19 protein-coding genes are annotated in these 24,661 nt (G+C 66.4%); 11 read left to right on the top strand and 8 right to left on the bottom strand.

Going from position 1 to position 24,661, the window contains the following annotated elements:
- Positions 1-2: 2 nt before the first annotated feature.
- Positions 3-1,238 carry a phosphoglycerate dehydrogenase gene (serA, locus tag LF63_RS04545; RefSeq protein WP_043099936.1) on the bottom strand — a complete coding sequence of 412 codons (1,236 nt, stop codon included), beginning with the start codon at positions 1,236-1,238 and terminating at the stop codon, positions 3-5.
- A gap of 136 nt (positions 1,239-1,374) precedes the next feature.
- Between serA and LF63_RS04550 the strand changes: the two genes are divergently transcribed.
- Positions 1,375-2,760, top strand: coding sequence for an FAD-binding oxidoreductase (locus tag LF63_RS04550; RefSeq protein ID WP_043103153.1), 1,386 nt, complete (start codon positions 1,375-1,377; stop codon positions 2,758-2,760).
- 204 nt (positions 2,761-2,964) lie between these two features.
- Here the strand turns inward: LF63_RS04550 and LF63_RS04555 are convergent, their stop codons facing one another.
- Positions 2,965-3,465 (bottom strand): hypothetical protein, encoded by a 501-nt coding sequence (locus tag LF63_RS04555; protein WP_043099938.1) that lies wholly within the window; start codon positions 3,463-3,465, stop codon positions 2,965-2,967.
- 468 nt (positions 3,466-3,933) lie between these two features.
- On the opposite strand from LF63_RS04555, the gene pip reads away from it, so the two are divergent.
- Positions 3,934-4,887: a prolyl aminopeptidase gene (gene pip / locus LF63_RS04560; RefSeq protein WP_043099940.1), complete on the top strand. Its 954-nt coding sequence runs from the start codon at positions 3,934-3,936 to the stop codon at positions 4,885-4,887.
- 496 nt (positions 4,888-5,383) lie between these two features.
- Here pip and LF63_RS04565 read toward each other — a convergent pair whose 3' ends face one another.
- The 4 genes from LF63_RS04565 to LF63_RS04580 form a co-directional block, all read right to left on the bottom strand.
- Positions 5,384-5,605: a hypothetical protein gene (locus tag LF63_RS04565; protein ID WP_043099942.1), complete on the bottom strand. Its 222-nt coding sequence runs from the start codon at positions 5,603-5,605 to the stop codon at positions 5,384-5,386.
- Positions 5,606-5,811: 206 nt separating this feature from the next.
- Complete coding sequence (locus tag LF63_RS04570; RefSeq protein ID WP_081945089.1) at positions 5,812-8,619, bottom strand: lamin tail domain-containing protein; 2,808 nt, start codon at positions 8,617-8,619, stop codon at positions 5,812-5,814.
- A 113-nt stretch (positions 8,620-8,732) separates the two neighbouring features.
- Positions 8,733-9,380 carry a uracil phosphoribosyltransferase gene (gene upp / locus LF63_RS04575; RefSeq protein ID WP_043099944.1) on the bottom strand — a complete coding sequence of 216 codons (648 nt, stop codon included), beginning with the start codon at positions 9,378-9,380 and terminating at the stop codon, positions 8,733-8,735.
- A 145-nt stretch (positions 9,381-9,525) separates the two neighbouring features.
- Positions 9,526-11,028, bottom strand: coding sequence for an aminotransferase class III-fold pyridoxal phosphate-dependent enzyme (locus tag LF63_RS04580; RefSeq protein ID WP_043099946.1), 1,503 nt, complete (start codon positions 11,026-11,028; stop codon positions 9,526-9,528).
- Positions 11,029-11,244: 216 nt separating this feature from the next.
- Here LF63_RS04580 and LF63_RS04585 point away from each other — a divergent pair, with 216 nt between their 5' ends.
- The 9 genes from LF63_RS04585 (at position 11,245) to secF (ending at position 21,597) form a co-directional block, all read left to right on the top strand.
- Positions 11,245-12,174, top strand: a complete 930-nt coding sequence (locus tag LF63_RS04585; RefSeq protein WP_043103159.1) for an ABC transporter ATP-binding protein — start codon at positions 11,245-11,247, stop codon at positions 12,172-12,174.
- A 1-nt stretch (position 12,175) separates the two neighbouring features.
- Positions 12,176-12,964: an ABC transporter permease gene (locus LF63_RS04590; protein ID WP_043099948.1), complete on the top strand. Its 789-nt coding sequence runs from the start codon at positions 12,176-12,178 to the stop codon at positions 12,962-12,964.
- A gap of 36 nt (positions 12,965-13,000) precedes the next feature.
- Positions 13,001-14,194, top strand: coding sequence for a sensor histidine kinase (locus LF63_RS04595; RefSeq protein ID WP_235205265.1), 1,194 nt, complete (start codon positions 13,001-13,003; stop codon positions 14,192-14,194).
- Positions 14,191-14,793, top strand: a complete 603-nt coding sequence (locus LF63_RS04600; RefSeq protein WP_043103164.1) for a response regulator transcription factor — start codon at positions 14,191-14,193, stop codon at positions 14,791-14,793. Before LF63_RS04595 ends, LF63_RS04600 begins: the two co-directional genes overlap by 4 nt.
- A gap of 336 nt (positions 14,794-15,129) precedes the next feature.
- Positions 15,130-16,161, top strand: a complete 1,032-nt coding sequence (gene queA / locus LF63_RS04605) for a tRNA preQ1(34) S-adenosylmethionine ribosyltransferase-isomerase QueA (RefSeq protein WP_043099950.1) — start codon at positions 15,130-15,132, stop codon at positions 16,159-16,161.
- 854 nt (positions 16,162-17,015) lie between these two features.
- The gene (tgt, locus tag LF63_RS04610) at positions 17,016-18,140 is read left to right on the top strand and encodes a tRNA guanosine(34) transglycosylase Tgt (RefSeq protein WP_043099952.1); all 1,125 of its coding nucleotides are present in this window, start codon (positions 17,016-17,018) and stop codon (positions 18,138-18,140) included.
- Positions 18,141-18,306: 166 nt separating this feature from the next.
- Positions 18,307-18,651, top strand: a complete 345-nt coding sequence (gene yajC / locus LF63_RS04615) for a preprotein translocase subunit YajC (protein ID WP_052394693.1) — start codon at positions 18,307-18,309, stop codon at positions 18,649-18,651.
- A 75-nt stretch (positions 18,652-18,726) separates the two neighbouring features.
- On the top strand, positions 18,727-20,616 hold the full coding sequence (secD, locus tag LF63_RS04620; RefSeq protein WP_043099953.1) for a protein translocase subunit SecD: 1,890 nt from the start codon (positions 18,727-18,729) through the stop codon (positions 20,614-20,616).
- A 15-nt stretch (positions 20,617-20,631) separates the two neighbouring features.
- Entirely contained in the window at positions 20,632-21,597 is a 966-nt protein-coding gene (secF, locus tag LF63_RS04625; protein ID WP_043099954.1) for a protein translocase subunit SecF, read from the top strand.
- Positions 21,598-21,704: 107 nt separating this feature from the next.
- Here secF and LF63_RS04630 read toward each other — a convergent pair whose 3' ends face one another.
- Both LF63_RS04630 and LF63_RS04635 read right to left on the bottom strand, forming a co-directional pair.
- Positions 21,705-22,628, bottom strand: a complete 924-nt coding sequence (locus LF63_RS04630) for a 2OG-Fe(II) oxygenase (protein ID WP_043099956.1) — start codon at positions 22,626-22,628, stop codon at positions 21,705-21,707.
- A gap of 127 nt (positions 22,629-22,755) precedes the next feature.
- On the bottom strand, positions 22,756-24,594 hold the full coding sequence (locus LF63_RS04635) for a DUF2334 domain-containing protein (RefSeq protein WP_221265667.1): 1,839 nt from the start codon (positions 24,592-24,594) through the stop codon (positions 22,756-22,758).
- Between the last annotated feature and the right edge of the window lie 67 nt (positions 24,595-24,661).

The raw sequence follows: 24,661 nt of genomic DNA on the forward strand, positions 1-24,661 counted from the left end.
ACTCAGTACAGCAGGCGGGTGCGCAGGGTGCCGTCGATGGCGGCCAGCTGCTCCTTGATGCTCTCGGCGGCCGCCTCGGTGGCGCTGATGTCGATGACCACGTAGCCGATCTCGCCGTCGGTCTGCAGGTACTGGCCGTCGATGTTGATGTCGTCGCGCGAGCACACTTCGTTGACCCGCGACAGCATGCCCGGCACGTTGCGATGGATGTGCAGCAGGCGGCGGCTGTCCGGGTGGCCGGGCAGCGCCACTTCGGGGAAGTTGACGGCCGACAGCGTGGAGCCGTTGTCGCTGTAGCGGATCAGCTTGGCGGCGACTTCCTGGCCGATGTTGGCCTGCGCTTCCTGCGTGCTGCCGCCGACGTGCGGGGTCAGCAGCACGTTGTCGAATTCGCGCAGTGGCGAGACGAACTCCTCGCCCTTGCTCTTGGGTTCGCGCGGGAACACGTCGACCGCGGCGCCGGCCAGATGACCGCTACGCAGGGCGGCGGCGAGGGCATCGATATCGACCACGTTGCCGCGCGAGGCATTGATCAGCATGCTGCCGGGGCGCATGGCCGCGATCTCGTCCGCGCCGATCATGTTGGCGGTTTCCGGCGTCTGCGGCACGTGCAGCGTGACCACGTCGGACGCGGCCAGCAGCGCGTTCAGGCTGTCCGCGCATTGCGCATTGCCGAGCATCAGTTTGGGCTCGATGTCGTGATACAGCACGCGCATGCCCAGCGACTCGGCCAGCACGCCGACCTGGGTGCCGATGTGGCCGTAGCCGACGATGCCCAGCGTCTTGCCGCGCACCTCGAAGCTGCCGTCGGCGGTCTTCAGCCAGTCGCCGCGGTGGGCGGCGGCGTTGCGCTCGGGAATGCGACGCATCAGCAGGATGGTCTCGGCCAGCACCAGTTCGGCCACGCTGCGGGTATTGGAGTAGGGCGCGTTGAACACCGGAATGCCGCGCAGGCGCGCGGTATCCAGTCGCACCTGGTTGGTGCCGATGCAGAAGCAGCCGACCGCGAACAGGCGGCGCGCGTGGCCGATGACCTCGTCGGTCAGCTGCGTGCGCGAGCGCAGGCCGACCATGTGTGCGTCCTCGATCGCCGTCAGCAGTTCGTCGTGCGGCAGCGCCTTGTCGTGGTATTCGATGCGCGTGTATCCGGCGGCCTTGAAGGCCTCGACCGCGGTCGGGCTGACGCCTTCCAGCAGCAGAATCTTCAGGTCTTCGCGCGGAAACGAGGTCTTGGGCATGGCTCGGAGGGCTGTGGGCAGGGTGAAGTGCCGACTATGCCAGAAGCGTGGGCGGCGGCGGAAATGACGATTCGTCGCGGGTGACGCGCATCGCGTGACGTACACTCGGGGTTTCGATTCCGCGCCGATCATCGCCATGTCCGACGTCCTCGCTTCCCTGCGCCACCTGCTCCCGTCCGAGCGCGTGCTGACCGAGCCTTCCGATCTGGAACACTACGGTCGCGACTGGACCCGCCAGTACCCGCCGGCGCCGCTGGCCGTGGCGCTGCCGGAAAGCGTCGAGGAAGTGCAGGCGCTGGTGCGCTGGGCGGTCGAACAGAACGTCGCGCTGGTGCCCTCGGGCGGACGCACCGGCCTGTCCGGCGGCGCGGTGGCGATGCACGGTGAGGTGGTGGTGTCGATGCAGCGCATGCATCGCATCCTCGACTTCGATCCCATCGATCGCACCCTGACCGTCGAGGCCGGCGTGATCACCGAGACGCTGCAACAGGCGGCGCGCGAGAAAGGGCTGTACTACCCGGTCGACTTCGGCAGCCGCGGCTCCAGCCAGATCGGCGGCAACATCGCCACCAACGCCGGCGGCATCAAGGTCATCCGCTACGGCCTGACGCGCGACTGGCTGGCGGGGGTGAAGGTCGTCACCGGCACCGGCGAAGTGCTGGAATGCAATCGCGGCCTGGTCAAGAACGCCACCGGTTACGACCTGCGTCATCTGTTCGCCGGCTCCGAAGGCACGCTGGGCCTGATCGTCGAGGCCACCATGCGCCTGACCGATCCGCCGCGCGCGCCGCAGGTGATGGTCATGGCGGTGCCCGACATGGACAGCCTGATGCAGGCCTTCGCCATGTTCCGCGCGCGCCTGCCGCTAACCGCGTTCGAGTTTTTCACCGACAAGGCGCTGGCTCACGTGCTGGCGCATGGCGGCAAGCGTCCGTTCGATAGCGAAGCGCCGTACTACGTGCTGGTCGAATACGAAACGCCGGACGAAGCCACGAGCGAGGCCGCCCTGGCCGCGTTCGAGCACGGCGCCGAGCAGGGCTGGCTGATCGACGGCGTGATGGCGCAGAGCGAAACGCAGGCGGCGGAGCTGTGGCACCTGCGCGAAGGCATCACCGAATCGCTGGCGTCCCGCACGCCGTACAAGAACGACGTCTCGGTACGCGTGTCCCGCGTGCCGGCCTTCCTGGCCGACATGCAGGCCCTGTTCGCCCGCGAATACCCGGATTTCGAGGTGGTCTGGTACGGCCACATCGGCGACGGCAACCTGCACATCAGCGTGCTGCGTCCCGAGGCGATGGCGATGCAGGACTTCGTCACCGAATGCGGCCGCGTCACCGGCATGCTGTGCGAAGTGCTGCAGCGCCACGGCGGCAGCATCTCCGCCGAGCACGGCGTGGGGTTGCTGAAGAAACCCTACCTGGACACGATCCGCACGCCCGCCGAGATCGAACTGATGCGGCAGATGAAGCGCGTGTTCGACCCGCACGGGATTCTGAATCCGGGGAAGTTGTTCGATAGCTGAGCGCATTGCTGCTTTCGGGGTTTTAAACCGATAGCAGCATGGGATTGGAATGCTGACTTATCGAATCAGTGGCTGTAGTTGCTCCACCAGGTTGCTTCCCGGTGGTGTCATAGCAAGAGCTGGCCAGAGCGGTCGACCCGAAAGTGAACCTGCTCCCGTTTTCATCGGCATGGTAGCGCCGCGAGCTTCCGCTTGAACGAATTGTTAGGTCTGATGCTTGGCTGACGGGCCAAGGCATACGGTCAAGCGATCAAAATCCGCCAAGAGACCGGAAAAACGAAGCTTGCCGCCGTTCCTTAGAAAAACAATGTACTCGGGACTCCTGCCTTCGATCAAACGGGTGCTTGTTATGTCGGAAAGTCGGAACGTCCGCGTCCAAAACGTGCCAACGGAAAAGGTCTCGCGACCAAGCACTACCTTGTAGTGCGAGAAGAATAGACCAGCGAGAAGGTGGGTGGCGGAGATCGAGAGCCAAGCAATGAACCACATCACCTGATTAGCGTTGCCACGGAGCCTAGGAACGAATGGGATAATTGCATAAAGAACCGCGAAAAAGGCGCACAGTAAGCTGTACGGCCGAGGAAAGAAAAATACCTCGTTGTCGCCCTCGCCCGATAGGCGGCTATGTTTCTTCCTGCCGGCAAGAATCAGCAGGGCAATGGCGAGATTCACGGCAAGCGGGGTCAAGAAGGTATAGCTGCGCATGCGATGAGGCCTAACTTAGATTAGATTCCCTAAACGGGGTGTTGCACTCAGTATGATCGTGATCGTGATCGCGGTGGCATCAATCATGGGAATCCTAGGGTCATTCAGTGGCTTGGCTCGTGCTGTATCTGCTGCCGTCGTTGCTGCTCTGGTGTGTTATGCGTTAGCAGCGAGAGTGTATTAGTTACGGCGGCATATATTAGGAGTGTAACAGGCAGCGAGTTGTTGGAACGCTTGATGTTGTATGTGAAGAGCAACGCGCGGCGATTCGCTTGAGGAAGAGCAAGATGATCCAGCAGGACGACATCCGCTTTGGATTGCGATTTTAGGGTTTGTATTGCTTCGTCGATCACGACAGATCGAGGCATAGCGGTTCATCTTCATTGGCTCTCGTAGTATGCGCAGTTTCAAAGCCATGCAACAAGCGCGGTATCCTTGGCTCTTTCGTACCCGACGATGGAGCCATTCATGGCCAGTGACCGCCGCACTCTGTACCCGGAAATCGAGCCCTACGACAGCGGCATGCTGCCGGTCTCGGGGCTGCACACGCTGTACTACGAGCAGTGCGGCAATCCGGATGGCAAGCCGGTGGTGTTCCTGCACGGCGGGCCGGGCGGTGGCTGCAATGCGGATTGCCGGCGGTTCTTCGATCCGGAGGCGTACCGCATCATTCTGTTCGATCAGCGCGGTTGCGGGCGTTCGACGCCGCATGCGGAGCTGACCGAGAACACCACCTGGCATCTGGTCGCCGACATCGAGCGGCTGCGCGAGCATCTGGGCGTCGATCGCTGGCAGGTGTTCGGCGGTTCGTGGGGGTCGACGCTGGCGCTGGCGTATGCCGAGACGCATCCGGACAAGGTCAGCGAGCTGGTGTTGCGCGGCATTTTCATGCTGCGGCGCTGGGAGCTGGAGTGGTTCTATCAGAAGGGTGCCGACGCGATCTATCCGGACGCCTGGGAAACCTATGTGGCGGCCATTCCCGAGGTCGAGCGCGGCGACATGATGAGCGCCTATTACCGCCGTCTGACCAGCGACGACCGCGCCACGCAGCTGGCCGCGGCCAAGGCGTGGTCGGTGTGGGAGGCGGGCGGCAGCTTCCTGCAGCCGAATCAGGACTACATCGACACGGCGGGCGGCGATGCCTTTGCCACCGCCTTCGCGCGCATCGAGTGCCACTACTTCGTGCACGGCGGCTTCTTCGAGCACGACGATCAGCTGCTGCGCAACGCGGATCGGCTGGCCGGGATTCCGGCCGTGATCGTGCAGGGGCGTTATGACGTGGTGTGTCCGATGCGCAGCGCCTGGGACCTGCATCGCGCCTGGCCGCAGGCGGACCTGCGCATCGTGCAGGATGCGGGCCATTCCAGCTTCGAGCCGGGCATTCTGCATGAGTTGATCGAGGCGACGGATCGTTTTCGCTGAGTGGTGGAGGCGCTATCCATCCGGGGGGGCTCCGGTCGTCATCCCGGTGGAAGCCGGGACCCAGTGGCTTTAGCTTTCTCCTTGCGTCTGAAAGTCGCTGGGTTCCTGCTTTCGCAGGAATGACGCCAGGATGGGGCTTCTTCGCAGGTCAGTGCCGGCGCCATGCGATGCGGCGCTGGTGTGACGCCAGTGCGGTGTCGGGGTGATGCTAGTGCGGTGTCGGGGTGATGCTAGTGCGGTGTCGGGGTGATGCTAGTGCGGTGCCGGTGTGATGTTAGTGCAGTGTCGAGGTGGTGCTACGCAGCGTCGGGGTGGTGCTACGCAGCGTCGGGGTGGTGCCAGTGCAGCGTCGGTGCGGTCTCGGTGCGGTACGGTCGTCGACTGTCACGCTCTGCGCTACCCCTGAAACGCTGAACGCCCGGCGGAACCGGGCGTTCAGTCGAATGCGGCGCATGCAGAGCGTCGCACCGGTGGCGCGCACGAAGCGCGACCGGGATCACTTCTTGGCGGTCGTCGCCTTGGCGCCAGCCTTCTTCGCGCTCTTGGCGTGATGCTTGGCCATCTTGTGATGATGATGCGCCTTCTTGTGATGCACGGCTTTCTTGGCGGCGGCGGCCGGCTTGGCCTGCGTGGCGGCGGCCAGAACCGGCTGGGCCATGAACGCGGTGCAGAACAGGGCGGCGGCGGCGACGGCCGTGATCTTGGTCTTGATCGACATCGAGGGATACCCGAAAAGGAACCGGCGGGATTGCCGGCGACTGGAATCCTACGCCTGAGGATATTTCCCGAACATCCCCCCGCGAAATCTTTTTAGCTCTCGTTCATCGAAGCGGATGTAGGCGCGGCAAGGCGCGGCGGCCCGCGCACAAAAAGGGCCCGCCGAGTGGCGGGCCCCAGATGGATCGGACGAAGTCCGCTCGCGACTCAGTGGCCGTGGTGTCCATGGCCGTGGTCGCGATCGTGGTGATGGCCGTGCTCGCGCCCCCACCAGCCGTGACCGTGCGGGCCGTGAGGACGCGCCAGGTCGAGCACGAAGCCGTCGTGGTCGGACACGCCGACGGCCTTCTCCAGACCGGTGGCGTTGTAGGCCTGGTACTCGGTCTCGTCCGGTGCGTCGAGGTCGCCGCGGCCGTACTCGAAGCGCTCGAAGTAATGCTTGGCCACGGTGTTCAGCAGCGCCTGGTCGAGCACCTGCATCACCGGCACGTCACGCGTGGCGTAGCCCTGGATCGCGCCCAGCTGCTCGGTGTAGAGGAACGAGTAGCGATCGTTCTCCGGCACCGACTGCACGGCGTTCCACAGCGCCGGACGGACGATGTTGCCGCCCAGGTCCAGCAGATTGGCGCTGTCGTCGTAGGTGCCGGCGATGGCGCCGACCACGTCGACCCAGCCGTCGGTGAACTGGTAGGCGTTGAAGTCGCCCATCACGATCAGCGGCATGTTGCGGTAGCGTGGGTCGCTCTGCAGGGCCTGCACGAACTGCGCGGTTTCCTTGGCCTGCTCGAAGCGCTTCTCGCGGTTGCGGTCGGCGCTGCTGCCGCTGTCGACGCCGATGCGCGACTTCGGATGCACGGCCAGCACGTGGAAGGCGAAGCTGCCCGGGCCGCGCAGGCGGCCTTCCAGCAGCAGCGGCGGACGGTCCTGCAGGAACGCGGTCTGGCCGCTGGCCGGATCGGTCCAGGTGGTGTCGCCGCCCAGCTGCTGGATGCCGGTCACCATGACGCGCTCGCTGCGCACCAGGAAGCCGATGTCGATGCCGCTCGGATCATGGCCTTCGACCAGATACGGCGTGTAGTTCGTGCCCCAGTCGCTGTTGAGCTGATCGGCCAGCTGCTGCAGCACGCCGATGTTCTCCACTTCCTCCACCGACAGCACGTCCGGCGTCTTCAGCACGCCGCCGATGTACTGCGACAGGCGCTGCAGCTTGATCGCCAGTTCCGCTTCGGTCGGTTCGCCGCGGTCGCCGCAGGTGTAGGTGGTGTTGCCGGCCACGGTGTCGCACAGGCGCAGCAGGTTGAAGTTGCCCAGGCGCAGCGTGCCCATGCCGACGCGGTCGTGTACCGGGCGCGGCATCGGGTTGTCGTGGGTGACCTGGATCGACGACGGCCACAGTTCGTAGTCGCCGTAGTCGTAGCTCATCACGCCGGTCGCGGTGAAGCGCGAGCCGCCGTTGTAGCCAGTGCCGTTGGGCACGGTGCCCAGCGCGTCGGCATCGACCTCGAACACTTCCGGGTTGCCGTCCCACACGCCGGAGTTCACGTCCGACGGCTGGTCGCCGTAGGGCACGCCCTGGCTGCGCAGCGAACGCACGCCGCCGGCGCTGGCGAAGAACTCGGCGTAGCGGTCGCCGCTGTAGCTCTGGTTGCCGCGGTCGACGATGCCGTCGGCGACGGTCACGCGCATGCCTTCAAAGCACTCGAAGTTGGTGTCGCCGCACGACAGATGCGCTGGATCGCTGGACGGCGTGTTCTTGTCGAACACGACGGCGGCGGGCAGGGCGTTGTCGTGGCTGTCGACGGTGACCGTGGCGCTGCCCAGCTCGGTCAGGTCGTAGTACTCGGACACGCGGGCGACCACGTCGACCGCATCGCCGACGGCGACGGTCGGCGCGCTGCCGGTGTAGACGTAGACGCCGTTCGAGGTCAGGCGGTTGTGGTCGTCGCGCGCATCCGGCGTCTGGATGAAGAAGCCGTTCGGGCCGACCGCGGTGACGATGTTGTCCAGCGTGCGCACCTTCTGGCCATCGTATGGCGAGGCGCTGCCGCTGCCCTGGATGTCGAAGATCTCGACCGTGGCGATGTCGTCGTTGAGGATCGCGCCGATGGCCTGGCCGTTGCCGATGGACAGGCCGGTCGAGGCGTCGCTGAGGCGCAGGAAGAAGTCCTCGTCGGACTCGACCTTGGTGTCGCCGTGCACGGTGACGTCGACGGTGGCCGTGGTCGCGCCCGGCGCGAAGCTGACGACCTGGTCGAGCGCATCGTAGTCGTGGTCGGCCACGGTGGCGGTGTCGTCGGCCGTGGTCACGCGCACGCTGGCGCCCGCGGTCGGCGCCGGCTCGCTCAGGGTGAGGGTGAACTGCATGGCGCGGTCGCCGCTGTCGCCTTCGGTCACGGAGGCGTCGGCCACCGAGACGCTGAAGCCGACGGCGGTGCAGGTGCTGGCCGCGTTGTGCGGATCGGACGGCTGCTGCAGCGCGAAGTCGGTCGCGTTGTCGTCGGTGTCCTGGATGGCGCCGTTGGCGTTGGCCTTGCGCGCGTAACTGCGGTCGGCGTTGGTCGAACCCAGCGAGCTCAGGCGGGTGCCTTCGCCGAAGGCTGAGCCGGAGCTCAGACCGACCTGGTCGATGATGTTGCCGCTGGCGTCGGTCAGGGCCAGGCCGCCGGTGTCGGTCACGCCGGTCTTGTAGTCGATGTCGCCGGCGACGCTGCCGGAGTAGCCGTTGCTGGCGGTGTTGGTCAGCAGCAGGAAGCAGCCCGGCGCGATGGTGGTGCCGGAGGGCAGCGTGGCGCGGGTGCCGACGGTGCCGGAGGCGTTCGATGCCTGGAATGCGTAGCCGCTCACGTCCACCGCGGACGCGCCGCCGTTGTGCAGTTCGACGAATTCGTCGTTGCCGCCCGACGGTCCGCGCACGCGGAACTGGCTGATGGTCAGATCCGACGCCATCGCGGGCATGACCGCGCAAAGCATCGCCAAGGCTGCGCCGATGGCGGCGCAACGTCCGTTGAGTCTCATGTTCAACCTCCCCAAGAGTCCATGTTGAAAGACCTATCTCCCCCAAGATAGGTCGACTATCTTACGTCGGTGTGACGCTGCGTCCTTCAGCGTGCAGGTCCCTGTCCGACGGCTCAGGCGGATGCGGCGTGGTCCTGCCGCGTGCCGAAGATGCGATCGCCGGCATCGCCCAGTCCCGGCAGGATATAGCGATTCTCGTTGAGCCGCTCGTCGATGGCCGCGGTGTAGATCTCGATGTCCGGATGCGTGGCGATCACGCGGTCCAGCCCTTCCGGCGCGGCGACCAGGAACAGGCCCTTGATGCGCTTGCAGCCGGCGGCCTTGAGCATGTCGACGGTGGCGATCAGGGTGCCGGCGGTGGCCAGCATCGGGTCGACGATCATGGCCGTGCGCTCGTCCATGCGGCCGGTCAGCTTCTCGTAGTAGGTGGTCGGCTGGTGCGTGGTCTCGTCGCGCTGCAGGCCGACCACGCTGACCTTTGCCGCCGGGATCATGTCCAGCACGCCGGGCAGCATGCCCAGACCGGCGCGCAGGATCGGTACCACGGTGATCTTGCGGCCCTTGATGCGGCGCACGGTGACCGGTCCGGCCCAGCCTTCGACCTCGGTGTCCTCGGTTTCGAGGTCGCGCGTGGCCTCGTAGGTGAGCAGGGCGGCGATCTCGCCGGCCAGTTCGCGGAAATGCTTGGTGCTGAGGTCCGCCTGGCGCATCAGGCCGAGCTTGTGGCGGATCAGCGGGTGGTCGACTTCGACGATCTTCATGTGGGCGTGTTCCGTGAGGGTCGTGAGCTGCGTCGGCACAAGCATAGTGCCAGCGCGGGGCTTGGTGCGTCCGCGACGCGGACATGCAAAGGGCGCGCCGGAAGGACCGGCGCGCCCTGCATGGTGCCGTATGCGTGTGACGCGATCAGGCGGCTTCGGCGTTCTGCTTGCGCGGCCCTTCCAGCAGCGCGTGGCGCACGCGCTCGATGATCAGGTCGATCTCGGCCTCGGTCACGTTGAAGTGCGGGGTGAAGCGCAGCGAGTTGGTGCCGCCGTGGATCACGCCCAGGCCGTGCTCGCGCAGATATTCCTCGGTGGAGTTGCCGCCGTAGCACTTGAAGCTCGGGTTCAATTCGCACGAGAACAGCAGGCCGGTGCCCTGCACCTTGGTGATCAGACCGTCGAGTTCGTCCTTGAGCTGATTCAGGCGCTCGACGAACTGCTGGCCGCGCACGCGGATGTTCTCGCGCACGCTGTCGTCGAGCTGCGCCAGCGTGGCGCAGGCCACGTCCAGCGCGCGCGGGTTGGCGGTCATGGTGTTGCCGTACACGCCCTTGCGGTAGAGCTGCGCGGTGCGCTCGTTCACGGCCAGCACGGACAGCGGATACTGGCCCGCGTTGAGGGCCTTGGAGTAGGTCTCCATGTCCGGCGCTTCCAGATGCTCGAAGCCCGGGTAGTCGACGAGCGACAGCACGCCTTGCGTGCGCAGGCCGGCCTGGATCGAGTCGATCAGCAGCAGGGTGCCGTGGGCCTTGGTCAGCTCGCGCGCGGCGGCGTAGAACGCCGGCGTCACCGCGCGGCCCGGATCGCCTTCGCCCATCACCGGCTCCAGGAACATGGCCTCGATGTGCCAGCCCTGCTTGTCGGCTTCGGCGAACGCGTCCTTGAGCTGCTGCACGTCGTAGGGTTCGACGATGATGAGTTCCTGATCGGCCACGGCGAAGCTGGCCAGATACTTCAGGTAGGTGGCGCGGGTCGAATCGGAGTACTTCGCCGGCAGGCTGGTGCGGCCGTGGAAGGCGCCGCGCACGGCCAGGCGCTTGATCTTGCGGCCGGCGTGCTTGCCGCCCTCGGCGGTCATTTCCTTGCTGTTGATGTCGGCGAAGCGGCCAGCCAGGCCGACGGCCTCGGAGCCGGAGTTCAGGCACAGGAACTTGGCGTACGGGTTGCCGCCCTCGCGGTTGCGGCCGATTTCCTGGTTCAGCGCGGCGGCGAGGCGCATTTGCGCGATGCTCGGCGTCATCACGTTGGCCATCACCTGCGGCTTGCTCAGCGCGGCGTGCACGGCCGGGTTGTTGTGGCCGAAGCCAAGCATGCCGTAGCCGCCGTTGTCGTGCACCACGGCGCCCTTCAGCGTGACGATCCACGGACCGCGCGCGGCGGCCGGCATGTACGGATTGATGGCGTCGTCCGGGTAGAAATTGATGAAGCCGGCCTGGGCCTGCTGCAGCTGGTCGTTCTCGTCCAGCTTCAGGAAATCCCCGAATTCCGCGCGCAGCTCGCGATGGCGCGCCAGCGCGTCCTCGATGGCGCCGGCCAGCGCCGGATCGCGGGCGGCGAAGCGCTCGATGGTGGCGTCGTCCAGCCCCGTGGTGCGTTGCGCACCGCCGAAATCGCGCATCTCGCGCAGCATCTCGATCGGACCCATACCTGTCTCTCCTCCAAGTGGTGGGTAGCGCGGCGTGGTGCTGTTGCGGCGCTAAGTCCCTATTGATAAAGAAAAATATCTCCAGAGCATAGCATGACGCCGGGTTCGGCGACACCCCCGGACCGCGCATGACGCCTGTCATGCGCGGCGGATGATGTCGGCGACTGCCGCCCGAACGGAGCGCTCGCGATGATGGCGACCAAGGAGGGCAAACCCATGAACACATCCGCATCCTGCGTGGCCGCATTGCGCGGCGTAAGCAAACGCTACGGCCGCGTGCAGGCCTTGAACGACATCGATCTGGAGGTCCGGCCCGGCGAACTGCTGGCCGCGCTCGGTCCCAACGGCGCCGGCAAGAGTACGTCCATCGCGCTGCTGCTCGGGCTGATCCGGCCCGACCGCGGCCGCGCCGAGCTGTTCGGGCTGGACCCGCAGCGCATCGAGGCGCGCCGGCGCATCGGCGTGATGCTGCAGTCGGCGGTGCTGCCGCTGACGCTGCGCGTGCGCGAGCTGCTGCGTCTGACCGCCAGCTACTACCCGAGCCCGCGCAGTCTGGCCGACAGCGCCACGCTGGCCGGGATCGAGGATCTGCTCGATCGTCCCTATGGCAAGCTGTCCGGCGGTCAGCAGCGCCGCGTGCAGTTCGCGCTGGCGCTGTGCGGGCGACCGCAACTGCTGTTTCTGGACGAGCCGACCGTGGGCATGGACATCGACGCGCGGCAGCGGCTGTGGGCGGCGATGCGCGCGCTGGTCGGCGAAGGCTACGCCGTGGTGCTGACCACGCATTATCTGGAAGAGGCCGAAGCGCTGGCCGATCGCGTCAGCGTGATGGCGCAGGGGCGGGTGATTCACGAGGGCACGGTCGACGACCTGCGCGCGCGGGTCGCGGTCAAGCGTATCCGCTGCGTGACGTCGCTGAGCAGCGATCAGGTCCTGGCCTGGCCGCACGTCAGCGAGGTGCAGCAACGCGACCGCTGCCTGCACATCGCCACGCCGGAGGCCGAGACCGTGGTGCGTCAGCTGCTCGCCGCCGACGCCGACCTGCGCGATCTGGAAGTGCAGCGCGCCGGACTGGCCGAGGCCTTCACCGAACTGACCCGCGACGCCGAAGCGGCGCGCACCGACGACGAACGCGAGGTGGCCTGAGATGCAGACCGTGACGACTTCGATGACCGCGCCCGCCGACGGCGGCATGCCGATGCCGCGGGTGTTCGGCGCGTACCTGGCCGAAATCCGCAGCGAGTGCCTGCGTTACCTGCGCAATCCCGGCTTCATGCTGCCGCTGACGCTGTTCCCGACCGTGTTCTACCTGATGTTCGGCGTGCTGATGAATCACGGCCATCCGGACGCCGCGCGCTATCTGCTGGCCAGCTACAGCACCTTCGGCGTGATGGGGCCGGGCCTGTTCGGTTTCGGCGTGTCGCTGGCGCTGGAGCGCGACGGCGGTCTGCTGACGCTCAAGCGCGCGTTGCCGATGCCGTCGGGCGCGTACCTGCTCGGCAAGATGGTGATGGCGATGGTGGCGGCCGGCGTGGTGGTGACGCTGATGCTGCTGCTGAGCGTGTTCGCCGCGCACGTGCCGCTCAGTGCCGCGCAGATGCTGGCGCTGCTGGCGATGGGCGTGCTCGGCGTGCTGCCGTTCTGCGCGCTGGGCATGTTCGTCGGCACGCTGATCAAGGGGCAGGGCGCGCCCGGTCTGCTGAATCTGGTGTACCTGCCGATGTCGTTCCTGTCCGGGCTGTGGTTCCCGCTCAGCGCGATGCCGCATTGGCTCGGTGCGATCGCGCCGGTGTGGCCGAGCTACCACCTCAACGCCATCGCCCAGCGCGCGGTCGGTCTCTCGCACCAGCCGGTGGGGACGCATGCGCTGGTGCTGCTCGGCGTGGCCGCCGGTCTGCTGATGCTGGCGGCGCGTCGCCTGCGTCGTTACGGCTGAAGTAGCATGGGCATGAACCCGTCGGGAGAATCGACCATGTGGCCCGCCTTTCTGCGTCCGGCGCCGGACTCCATGGCGCAGAAACTGCGTCATGGCGGCAGCAATCCGCGCCTGCATGCGCTGAATCTGCTGTGGTCGCTGTGGATCTTCGTGACGCCGCTGGTCAGCAGTGGCGTGCATGCCAGTTTCTGGTGGTCGGTCGCCGCGGGATATCCGCTGTTCGTGCTGCTGTTCGCGTTGGTGAACGTGCGTCCGTATCGCGAGGTGAATATCTATGTCGCGGGGATGGCGATGCTGGCCATCCTGTCCCTGCCGTACAACCCTTCGGCATGGAGCTACACGGTCTTCGCGTGTGTGTACGTGCCGTACGAAGGGTCGCTGCGCGCGACGGGCATGCGCATCGCGACCATCGTGCTGGTGACACTGCTCGAAGCCTGGTGGCTGGGGATTCCGTGGTTCGCCATGGTGCTGATGGCGGCGGTCTGCGTGAGTGCCGCTTCGGGCAGTCTGGCCGGACGCCTGAACATGCAGAAGAACGCGGCGCAGCGGCTGTCGCAGGACGAGGTGCGGCGGTTGGCGGCAACGGCGGAACGGGAGCGCATCGGGCGCGATCTGCATGATTTGCTCGGGCACACCCTGTCGTTGATCACGCTCAAGCTGGAACTCTCGCGCAAGCTGTTCGATCGCGATCACGAAGCGGCCCGGCGCGAACTCGCCGACGCCGAGGGCATCGCGCGCAAGGCGCTGGCCGAGGTGCGCGCCGCAGTGACCGGCATCCGCGCCACCGATCTGGCCGCGGAGCTGGCCTCGGCGCATCTGATGCTGGAGACCCTCGGCGTCGTGATGCGCTACGAGCCATCGGGCCAAGCGCTGCCGGCCGACATCGAGGCGGTGCTGGCGCTGGTGGTGCGCGAGGCCGTTACCAACATCGCGCGTCACGCCCACGCCACGCGGGCGGACGTCGAAATGAGCGTGGAGCGGGGCGTGTTGCATCTGTGCATTCGCGACGACGGACGCGGCGGCCTGGATGCGTTCGGCAACGGCCTTGCCGGCATGCGCGAGCGCGTGGAGGCGCTGGGCGGCGCCTTGCGTGTCGACTCGCCGCGCGATCAGGGCACGACGCTGCACGTCACGGTGCCGCTGCCGGCGCGTGATGCCGCGCCGCGTGCGGACACGTCGGTCGAGGCGATGCCGGAGCCGCTGACCATGCCGCAAGAGCGATGGTCATGATGCGCGTTCTGCTGGCCGAGGACCAAGCGCTGGTACGCGGCGCGCTGGCGGCGCTGCTGAACATGGAGTCGGACATCGAGGTGCTCGACTCGGCCGCCGACGGAGAGGCCGCCTGGCGCGCACTGCAGCGCTTGAAGCCGGATCTGCTGGTCACCGACATCGAAATGCCGGGGATGACCGGGCTGGAACTCGCACAGCGTATCCAGCGCCACGCGCTGCCGGTGAAGGTGGTGATCGTGACCACGTTCGCGCGTCCCGGCTTCCTGCGGCGCGCGCTCGATGCGGGGGTGTCCGGCTATCTGCTGAAGGACGCGCCGGCGGAAAAGCTCGCCGAATCGCTGCGCGTGGTGCATCGCGGCGGCCGCGCCATCGATCCGGAGCTGGCCATCGAGGCCTGGTCCGAAGCCGACCCGCTCAGCGATCGCGAGCGGCAGGCGCTGCGTCTGGCCGGCGAGGGGCTGTCGGCCGGCGACATCGCCGCGCGCATGAACCTGTCGCATGGCACCGTGCGCAATTACCTGTCCGAGGCCATCGGCAAGCTCGGCGTCGGCAATCGCATCGAGGCGTACCGGCTGGCGCGGCAGAAGGGCTGGCTGTAGTTTCGCCGAGCGCTGCCCTTCATGCTGCGCGGGCGTTGTACGATCCGCTTTCGTGTACGGGACGCTTCCCGTGATCGGCCGGAGCATCCGCCGCGCTCGCAGGGACATCCACGGCCCCGGAACCGGCGGGCATGGTCTTCGTCCCTGCCACGGTCCCTTATGATCGTCATCCCGGCGAACGCCGGGATCCAGTGACGCGATGGTACCGACAAGGCGCTGGGTCCCGGCGTTCGCCGGGATGACGACCTAGTATCCTTCCCGATTCCCGATTCCCGATTCCCGATTCCCGATTCCCGATTCCCGATTCCCGATTCCCGATTCCCGATTCCCGGCTTCATGAAGAAATCCGATTTCCATTTCGACCTGCCGCAGCGCCTGATTGCGCAGGCCCCGTTGGCCGAGCGTTCGGCCAGCCGCATGCTGGTGCTGGACGTGCCGCACAAGCGTTGGCAGGACAGCGGCGTGCGCGCGTTGCCTGACTTCCTGCGCGAAGGCGATCTGCTGGTGTTCAACGACACCCGCGTGCTGCCGGCGCGCCTGTTCGGACGCAAGGAGACCGGCGGCGCGGTGGAGATTCTGCTCGAACGCGTGACCGGCGCGCACGAGGCGCGGGCGCAGATGCGCGTCAGCAAGAAGCCGGCCGCGGGCAGCCGCATCCTGCTCGACGACGGCACGCCGGTCGAGGTGCTGGGGCGCGAGGATGCATTCTTCCGTCTGCGCTTCGACACCGACGAGCCGCTGGAAAAGGTGCTGCTGCGCGTCGGACACATGCCGCTGCCGCCGTATATCGAACGTGCAGACAGCGCCGAGGATGCCGAGCGCTACCAGACCGTGTTCGCGCGCGAGCCCGGCGCCGTGGCCGCGCCGACCGCGGGTCTGCATTTCGACGATGCGCTGCTGGAAGCATTGCGCGCACGCGGCGTCGACAGCGGCTACGTGACCCTGCACGTGGGCGCCGGCACGTTCCAGCCGATGCGCGCCGAGCGCATCGAAGATCACCACATGCACCGCGAGTGGCTCAACGTCGGCGCCCAGCTGATCGAGAAGATCCACCGCACCCGCGCCGCCGGCGGCCGCGTCATCGCCGTCGGCACTACGGTCGTGCGCGCGCTGGAAAGCGCCACGGTCGAAGGCGAACTACGCCCGTTCGCCGGCGAGACGCAGATCTTCATCTTCCCCGGCTACCGCATTACCAGCATCGACGGCCTGCTGACCAACTTCCATCTGCCCGAATCGACCCTGCTGATGCTGGTCTCGGCGCTGGCCGGTCGCGAGTTCATGCTCGATGCTTATCGGCATGCGGTGGAGGCGGAGTACCGGTTCTTCTCGTATGGCGATGCGATGCTGATTTTGCCGCAGGGTGTTTGATCCGACTGTTAATTGTCGCCCTCAGAACGCTCAATGGGATCGGCGCGATTGCCATCCCGGTTTCGGGGGCATGGGCGCGAATTCTTTGTCGGGTTAGGCATGGACTCAGCCGCGATGCCGTTTCATCGACCCCTCGGGTTCCGTTCGGCTGGCGCCGACCGGGTTCATTTTCTTGCTTGCCCAAGAAAACGGAACCAAAAGAAGGGCAGCCGGGGATTGCGCCCTCCGCGCCTGCGGCGCTGCGGGTGCGTGAGGGTGTTCCGGGAGTTTGTCGACAGGCCATCCCTGGCCTGACGACAAACCGGCCGGCGTCCCTGCCGGCCGCCCTGCGGGTCTTTCCTCCACACCCTCACCGCGATCCACGGCAAGGTGGAAAGCCGGCATCATGCGGTGTTCCGGCCCCATGCAAAGCTTCCTGACGCCATCAGCGCTCGCTGCTGAACGCGCATAGCGGTGCGCGCTCCTGATCCCCTTCGGTAGCGGCGGAGGGTGGAGGATCAGGCCCGCAGGGTGGCGCACAGGGACGTGCGCCAGTGCGTCGTCAGCACAGGAAGTGCTGTCGACGCACCCCCGGAACCCGGAGCGAACCTGGAGGCCCGCAGGGCCGGAAGGCGCGGACGCGGGGTGTCGTTTCTCTTGGTGACTTCTCTTTGGACAAGCAAAGAGAAGTCACTCGGCCGCCGGAAGGCGGTCGAAACCCTAGCCGCACCCTGCAATTCAATCGGCTAACCCAGCAGGTCACCGGCCTCAGAAATTTGGAGTCTCCGGTCGCAGGCAAATTTGTTGGGAGCAGAAATGCGCCAACATGCCGAAGACCACATGACGAACCGCTTCCGCCCCGCGATAATGCTCCGATGTCTTCCCTGAAATTCGATCTCCAGGCCACCGACGGCGCGGCCCGCCGCGGCCGCATGACCTTCCCGCGCGGCAGCGTCGAGACGCCCGCGTTCATGCCTGTGGGCACCTACGGCACCGTGAAGGCGATGACGCCGCGCGATCTGACCGAGATCGGCGCGCAGATGATTCTCGGCAACACTTTCCACCTGTTCCTGCGGCCGGGGCTGGACGTCATCGGCGATTTCGGCGGCCTGCACCGGATGATCGGCTGGGACGGCCCGATTCTCACCGACTCGGGCGGCTTCCAGGTGTTCTCGCTGGCGCACAAGCGCAAGATCACCGAGGAAGGCGTGACCTTCGCCTCGCCCGTGGACGGCTCGAAGGTGTTCCTGTCGCCCGAGGAGTCCATGCGCATCCAGCGGGTGCTGGATTCCGACGTGGCGATGATCTTCGACGAGTGCACGCCGTATCCGGCGACGGAGAAGCAGGCAGCCGATTCGATGGAGTTGTCGCTGCGCTGGGCTGCGCGCTCGCGGCGTGCGTTCGACGATCTGGGCAATCCCAACAACCTGTTCGGCATCGTGCAGGGCGGCGTGTACGAATCGCTGCGCACGCGCTCGGCGAAGGGGCTGATCGACATCGGCTTCGACGGCTACGCGGTCGGCGGCTTGGCCGTGGGCGAGCCGGAGGACGAGCGCAATCGCACGCTGGATCACACGGTGCCGCTGCTGCCGACCGACAAGCCGCGTTATCTGATGGGCGTGGGGCGACCCGAGGACATTGTCGAAGCCGTGCGCCGCGGCATCGACATGTTCGATTGCGTGATGCCGACCCGCAACGCCCGCAACGGCTTCCTGTTCACCCGCGGCGGCACCCTGCGCATCCGCAACGCCAAGTTCGCCCGCGATACGCGGGTCATCGAGGAAGGCTGCGACTGCTACACCTGCCGCAGCGGCTTCAGTCGCGCCTATCTGCGGCACCTGGACCGCTGCAACGAGATGCTGGGCAGCCAACTGGCGACCATGCACAACCTGCGCCACTACCAGCGCCTGATGCAGGGGCTGCGGGACGCCATCGCCGCGGGGGCGCTGGACGACTTCGTCGCCGGGTTCTATGCGGAGCGGCGCGCCGGCGCGGCCTGATCCGGACCACGTTTCCGCGCGTCGGGCGGAACCCGCACGCGCGGGCCGGGTCGGAGTCCCCGGTCGTCCGGCCTCATGCAACCGGACGAGGCTCGTGGCATAATCCGGGGTCTTTTTACCGGTCCGGAAAGATTTCCTTTACCGACCGCAACTTGCGAGAAAAATTATGAGCGTTTTCATTTCCGCGGCGTTCCTGCAGGGCGCCGCTGCCGGTGGCAGCGCCGGTCAGGCGGGTGGCGGCATGGGCTTCATCATCATGATGGTGGTCCTGTTCGGCCTGATGTACTTCATGATGATCCGCCCGCAGATGAAGCGGCAGAAGGAGCATCGCGCCATGGTGGCGGCCCTGGGCAAGGGCGACGAAGTGGTCACCAATGGCGGCGTGGCCGGTCGCATCGCCGAGATGGGCGAGTCGTTCGTGACCGTCGAGGTCGCCGAAGGCGTGCAGATCAAGGTGCAGCGCGGCGCGATCGCGCAGGTGCTGCCGAAGGGTACGCTGAAATCGGCGTAAGAAGGGGATGGCCGGCGCGTGCCGGCCTGATGCAAGCGCCGGGGCGCGGGTTCCGGCATCCATTGGAATTTAGGCATGAGTGATTTCCCACGCTGGAAATACGCGCTGGTAGTGGTGGTACTGCTGCTGGGGCTTCTGTACGCGCTGCCGAACGTGTTTCCGCCGCAGCCCGCCGTACAGATTTCCGCCAACCGCGGCGCCCAGATCGATGCCTCGATGAAAGACAAGGTCGAGAGCATCCTCAAGCAGCACCAGCTGACCTGGGACAAGATCGCCATCAGCGGCGATGCCCAGCAGGGCAGCAAGCGCCTGCTGGTGCGGTTCAAGTCCGATGATGTGCAGGCCAAGGCGGTCGACGCGCTGAAGAACGGCATGGGCGACCAGTACGTGGTCGCGCCCAACCTCGCCAGCACGGTGCCGTCGTGGCTGCGCGCGATACATGCCAATTCCATGCCGCTGGGTCTCGATCTGCAGGGCGGCGTGCACTTCCTGATGCAGGTCGATCAGAGCGGCGTGCGTCAGCGGCAGGAGCAGGTGTACGTGGGCAACGTGCGTCAGCTGTTGCGCGAGAAGAACATCCGCTACGTGTCGGTCTCGCACAGCGGCAACGGCGTGGTCGCCGTGCTGCGTTCGGATGCCGACCGTTCGGCGGCGATGGACGCCATCGGCACCGAATATCCGGATCTGAACATCAGCAACGGCCCGAGCACCAGCAACCGCTTCGTGCTGAACATGCAGATCAAGCCGGACAAGCTGCGCGAGCTGGCGCAGAACACCATCCGCCAGAACCTGTCCACGCTGCGCAACCGCGTCAACGCGCTGGGCGTGTCCGAGCCGCTGGTGCAGCAGCAGGGCAACAGCCGCATCGTGGTCGATCTGGCCGGCATCCAGGACACCGCGGAAGCCAAGCGCATCCTCGGCGCCCAGGCGTCGCTGGAATACCGCGCCGGCATCGCGATGTACCCCGATCAGCGCGTCGTCGATGCCGAGCAGAAGGGCATCGTGCCGCCGGACGCGCGTCTGTACTACGGCAAGGCCTGTCCGCAGGGCTGCCTGCTCAGCAAGCAGATCATCGTCACCGGCGACGAGCTGACCAACGCCAACTCCGGCTTCGACCAGCAGCAGGGTTCGCCGGAAGTGCAGGTGACGTTGAACGCGGCCGGCGCCAAGAGCATGCGCACGTTCACCGAGTCCAACGTCGGCAAGCCGATGGCGGTGGTCTACATCGACCATATCCCGCAGACCAAGATGGTCGACGGCAAGGAAGAGCACAGCTTCAAGACCAGCGAGCGCGTGATTTCCTACGCCACGGTCAACGGCGTGTTTGGACGGCAGTTCTCCACCACCGGTCTGGACAGCCCGAAGGAAGCTTCGGACCTGGCGCTGCTGCTGAAGGCCGGTTCGCTGGCCGCGCCGATGACCTTCGTCGAACAGCACGTGATCGGCCCCAGCCTCGGCCGCGACAACATCCGCAAGGGTGTGAGCGCGGTGATCCTGGGCCTCAGCCTGGTGCTGCTGGCGGCGCTGATCTACTACAAGCTGTTCGGACTGGTCGCCGACATCGCCCTGGTGCTGAACCTGGTGCTGCTGGTGGCGGTGATGTCGATGATCGGCGTCACGCTGACCATGCCGGGCATCGCCGGTATCGTGCTGACGCTGGGCATGGCCATCGACTCCAACGTGCTGATCTGCGAACGCGTGCGCGAGGAACTGCGCAACGGTTCGACGCCGCACGCGTCTATCCGCGCCGGCTACGAGAAGGCGTGGGCGACGATTCTCGACGCCAACGTCACCCATCTGCTGGCGGCGATGGCGCTGATGACCATGGGTTCGGGTCCGATCCGCGGTTTCGGCGTCACGCTGTTCATCGGCATCCTGACCTCGATGTTCACCTCGGTGACGGTCACGCATGCGATCACGGCACTCATTCACGGTCGGCGCAAGCTGAAGACCCTCTCCGTCTAAAGGCCGGGAAGCTCCATGGAAATTTTCAATCACAACAGCAACGTCAACTTCCTCGGTCTGCGCAAGATTTCGATCGTGCTGGCCGTGTTGCTGATGCTGGGTTCGATTTTCATCATCGCCACGCGCGGCCTGAACTACGGCATGGACTTCACCGGCGGTGTGCTGGTCGAGGTCAAGTACGACAAGCCGGTCGATATCGGCGACGTGCGTGCGGCGCTGACCGCGGGCGGTTTCGACCGCGCCGTGGTGCAGAGCCTGGGCAACTCCACCAACCTGTCGATCCGTCTGCAGCCGAAGTCCGATCCGGCCGCGGTGAAGTCGGACGGCAAGACCGACGCCGAGCGGGTCGCCAAGGACGTGCTCACTGCGCTGAAGGTCAAGCGCAGCGACGTCGCCCTGAATCGTCCGCCCGACTTCGTCGGTCCGCAGGTCGGCGCCGAGTTGCGCACCAGCGGCATCTACGCGGTGATCTTCGTCATCATCGGCATCATGGGCTACCTGTGGATCCGCTTCGAGCGACGCTTCGCGATCGCCGCGGTGGTGACCGAGGTGCATGACGCCCTGGTCACGGTCGGCATCATCGCCCTGACGGGGCGCGAGTTCGACCTCACCGTACTGGCCTCGGTGCTGGCGGTGGTCGGCTACTCGATCAACGACAAGGTCGTGGTGTTCGACCGCGTGCGCGAACTGTTCCGCCTGGCGCGCAAGGCCGAGCCGGAGGAAGTGCTCAACCGCTCGATCAACAACACGCTGTCGCGAACCATCATCACGTCGCTGTTCACGGCGATCACCATGGCCGCGCTGTACTTCTTCGGCGGTCCGGCCGTGCATGGCTTCGCCATCACCATGCTGATCGGCATCCTGATCGGCACGCTGTCCTCGATCTTCATCGCCAGCCCCATCCTGCTGTGGCTGGGCGTGTCGAAGAAGGACCTGATGCCGGTGAGCAAGGACAATCCGGAACTGGCGCGACGTCCCTGACGGTCCCGTCGGGCGTACGCTAAAAAAGAACGGAGCGGGTCGTTGCGACCCGCTCCGTTTTCGTTTGTGGCGATGGACGTATGTGGCGACGCGTTGTCGCGCTTTCGTCAGCGGCGCGCCCGCACGTAGGCGCGCTTGAGCAGGTACAGCAGTTGCCCGACCAGTCCTTTTTCCTGCGCCTGCAGCAGGCGGCTGTTCTCGGCGTAGAGGTGGTCGGCGTGGGCATCGCGGCGGGCGAGCAGCATGCGCAACTCCTCGATGCGTGAGGCGTCGAGCTGCGCGCCTTCCTCACACCACTCGGGCAGTCCCTTCTGCCGGTAGATCGTGGTGTGCTTGGGTGCGGTTTCCTCGGCGGGCCGGTCGTCGGTGTAGAAGTACAGCGCGATCGACTTGCGCGAGACGCCCTCGACGTCGGCGGGCAGACGCACGGTGTCGAAGCCGTGCCAGCTGTGTTCGGTGGTCTCGAACAGCACGCAGGTGTTGAGCAGCGGCGCGACGCTTCGCTCCGGTGCACGGTCCCGGGGCGCAGAGAACAGTTCGAGCGCGCCACCCCAGTCCGGCGACCATTCTGGGTTGAGGTAGAGGATCAGGTTCAGCCGTCGATGCCAGCGTTCGGACGGGTGGTAGTTGAAATCGATGTGCGGTTCGAGTCCCTGGCCGTGCAAGTTCTCGTGCGTGCCGCCGCCGAGGTAGTAGGGATCGTAGAGCAGGTTCGGAATGCCGGTGACCTGCGAGAGCCAGTCGAGAAACGCGGACGAGCGGATCAGGTCGTCGAGTGCGGCGTAGGCGTCGCCGAGCCGGCGGATGCCGGGAACGGTGGCCTTGCCGCCGACGTTGCCGGTATCGCCCATGGCGTTGCGGGCTTCGAAAGGCGGGAATTGCGCCAGCAGCGGTTCCACTGCGGACGGGGTCAGGAAGTCGTTCATCACGACGTGACGGAAGGGCACGCCTTCGGCGAACTCGGCCGCAAGTTGCGGCGTGCGTTCGAGCACGGCGGGATGGATCGGGTGGAGTGCGTTGGAAGCGTCCATGCGGTCGCGGAGGCCTCGGCCGGAACGGCGTCAAAAGAGGCATTCTGCCATTCGCGCGAGCGGCTGTCAGGAAACGCCACGCCGCGCAGAGGGGCGCGGCGTGGCGTCGTCGCGCGGTCGCGGTCGGTCAGCCGTCCTTGAGCGATTCCGGCGACACGAACTGGTAGCCCATGCCCTGGATGCCCTGCACCAGCTGGCGCAGCTGGCTCAGTGGCAGGTAGGGATGGAAGAAGAAGCTCTGCACGTTGTCCTTCACCACGGTGTTGCGCTGCGCGCTGGCGAGGATGTCCTGCACCGAGCGCGGCGGGTGATGGTTCACTTCCTCCGGTTCGATGTTGCCCAGGCTTTCCGGCAGCACCAGCGAGCCGAAGATGTCGCGCACCGCGTACGGGAAGAACTGGCCGTAGATGCGCGTGTAGTCCGGGGTGCCGCTGCCGCAGGCGCCACCCGGACACCAGCCGGCGGCGTACAGGCCGCGGTCGTAGCGGACGCCGAAGTTCTGATGCACGACCTGATAGTCGGTGGCCGAGCCGGCGTAGTGCGGGAACTCGAAGATGGTCGGTGTCGGCAGGCCGGAAGCCGCGAATTCGGCGAAGGCGGCCGCGATGCGGCTCTGCGCCCAGGCAGCCGAGTCCTCGGCGGGCGGCTGGTCGTAAATCACGTAGTCGTCGGCGCTGATGTGCGAGCGGTAGAACTCGAAGTCGTCGGCGCTGACGCCGCTGTAGGGATTGGGCACGTTCTCGTACTGATGGGTGTAGCCGTGCATCAGCAGGGTGCCGCCGCGGGCGACCATGTATTGCAGGGCGTCACGCACGCGGCGCGATGACCGTGACGACATGGTCTGGCTGACCGATACGCCGTCGTTGTAGACGCCGTTCGGGTCCTTGTAGTGCGTGTACACCGCCACGCTGAAGGGCACGCCGCGACTGTAGAGGTAGTCGGCGATGCGCCGTAGCTGGTTCGGATTGGCGTCGGGTCCGACGTCCTCGATGCGCACCAGCGCGCGATTGCGGTCGGGCATGTTCGGGTCGGCCACCTGGCCGATGAGGTCCACCGCGGCGAGGTAGCGGTCGTCCGAGCCGACGTAGCTGAAGGGAATCTCGCCGATGTAGGTGAAGTGGCCCGCGCGCGTGGCCCAAGGGGCCGTCGCGCCGTTGCTGTCGGTGATGGTGGCGATGGCCTCGGCGCGGGTCGGGTCGAGGATCGAGGTCTGCAGCAGTCCCGACGGCACGGCCAACGCGCTGCGGGTCAGGGCGACGCCCTTGTAGTTCACCGTCAGTGCTTCGTCGAAGTTGTAGAACAGCGGCATCCAGCCGAAGCGCGTGCCGAAGTCGCCGGCGCGCTGGCTGAGCTGCCAGATGTTGCTGTTCATCCACAGCACCGGCTTGTCGGTGGCCAGCACGTCGTCGAGCAGGGCGGTGGGCAGCGGTTCGTCGTAGGTCGAGCCGATGTAGATCATGCCCGTATAGCCGTCCATTTCGCCGGCCACGTAATCGATGGCCGGATGCATGGTGTAGCGACTGGCGTGCGAGACCAGGTTGCCGGTCTGCACCGCGTAGGCCTCGCCGAGCCAGGCCCAGGCGCCGGTGCTGTCGTAGAGGATCAGCGTGTTGCGTTCGGCGTCGGCGCCGGGTGCCGCGGCGAAGAACGCGGGTGCCGACACGGGCAGCACCGACGGCGACCACAGCATGGAGAACGTCTGCGGCGTCTGCAGTCGCAGCGCGCTGCCGAGCGCAGGTCGTTGCGTCGGCAGCGTGGCGCTGTGTGGCGCCGGCGGTGCGGGCAGGGTGCGGTTGGCGATCGAGCCACCCGGTGCGAGCGGCAGCATCACGCCGGTTCCGTGCGCATGCGGCGGCGGCTTGGCGAGGGAAAGTGCCGGCGCGGCGAGCAGCACGATCAGTGCCGTCAGCCAAACGCGTCGGACATGGCGGCGGAGTGCGCGGGAAGCGGGTGCTGGACCAGACATGGCGGCGTCCTCATGGAGCGGTGTGTGGGTCGTTCCGCAGGGCAGGCGCAGGTCGCGAGCCGCGCGT

The organism is Oleiagrimonas soli, assembly GCF_000761445.1.
Lineage (GTDB): Bacteria > Pseudomonadota > Gammaproteobacteria > Xanthomonadales > Rhodanobacteraceae > Oleiagrimonas > Oleiagrimonas soli.

Excerpts from the sequence above, each read along its gene's own strand:
- LF63_RS04590 (WP_043099948.1), top strand. The coding sequence starts at position 12,176 with ATGCAGACCGTGACGACTTCGATGACCGCGCCCGCCGACGGCGGCATG.
- yajC (WP_052394693.1), top strand. The coding sequence starts at position 18,307 with ATGAGCGTTTTCATTTCCGCGGCGTTCCTGCAGGGCGCCGCTGCCGGT.
- tgt (WP_043099952.1), top strand. The coding sequence starts at position 17,016 with ATGTCTTCCCTGAAATTCGATCTCCAGGCCACCGACGGCGCGGCCCGC.
- secD (WP_043099953.1), top strand. The coding sequence starts at position 18,727 with ATGAGTGATTTCCCACGCTGGAAATACGCGCTGGTAGTGGTGGTACTG.
- LF63_RS04585 (WP_043103159.1), top strand. The coding sequence starts at position 11,245 with ATGAACACATCCGCATCCTGCGTGGCCGCATTGCGCGGCGTAAGCAAA.
- LF63_RS04580 (WP_043099946.1), bottom strand. The coding sequence starts at position 11,028 with ATGGGTCCGATCGAGATGCTGCGCGAGATGCGCGATTTCGGCGGTGCG.
- LF63_RS04570 (WP_081945089.1), bottom strand. The coding sequence starts at position 8,619 with ATGAGACTCAACGGACGTTGCGCCGCCATCGGCGCAGCCTTGGCGATG.
- pip (WP_043099940.1), top strand. The coding sequence starts at position 3,934 with ATGGCCAGTGACCGCCGCACTCTGTACCCGGAAATCGAGCCCTACGAC.
- upp (WP_043099944.1), bottom strand. The coding sequence starts at position 9,380 with ATGAAGATCGTCGAAGTCGACCACCCGCTGATCCGCCACAAGCTCGGC.
- LF63_RS04555 (WP_043099938.1), bottom strand. The coding sequence starts at position 3,465 with ATGCGCAGCTATACCTTCTTGACCCCGCTTGCCGTGAATCTCGCCATT.
- LF63_RS04635 (WP_221265667.1), bottom strand. The coding sequence starts at position 24,594 with ATGTCTGGTCCAGCACCCGCTTCCCGCGCACTCCGCCGCCATGTCCGA.
- secF (WP_043099954.1), top strand. The coding sequence starts at position 20,632 with ATGGAAATTTTCAATCACAACAGCAACGTCAACTTCCTCGGTCTGCGC.
- queA (WP_043099950.1), top strand. The coding sequence starts at position 15,130 with ATGAAGAAATCCGATTTCCATTTCGACCTGCCGCAGCGCCTGATTGCG.
- LF63_RS04565 (WP_043099942.1), bottom strand. The coding sequence starts at position 5,605 with ATGTCGATCAAGACCAAGATCACGGCCGTCGCCGCCGCCGCCCTGTTC.
- LF63_RS04550 (WP_043103153.1), top strand. The coding sequence starts at position 1,375 with ATGTCCGACGTCCTCGCTTCCCTGCGCCACCTGCTCCCGTCCGAGCGC.
- LF63_RS04630 (WP_043099956.1), bottom strand. The coding sequence starts at position 22,628 with ATGGACGCTTCCAACGCACTCCACCCGATCCATCCCGCCGTGCTCGAA.
- LF63_RS04595 (WP_235205265.1), top strand. The coding sequence starts at position 13,001 with ATGTGGCCCGCCTTTCTGCGTCCGGCGCCGGACTCCATGGCGCAGAAA.
- LF63_RS04600 (WP_043103164.1), top strand. The coding sequence starts at position 14,191 with ATGATGCGCGTTCTGCTGGCCGAGGACCAAGCGCTGGTACGCGGCGCG.
- serA (WP_043099936.1), bottom strand. The coding sequence starts at position 1,238 with ATGCCCAAGACCTCGTTTCCGCGCGAAGACCTGAAGATTCTGCTGCTG.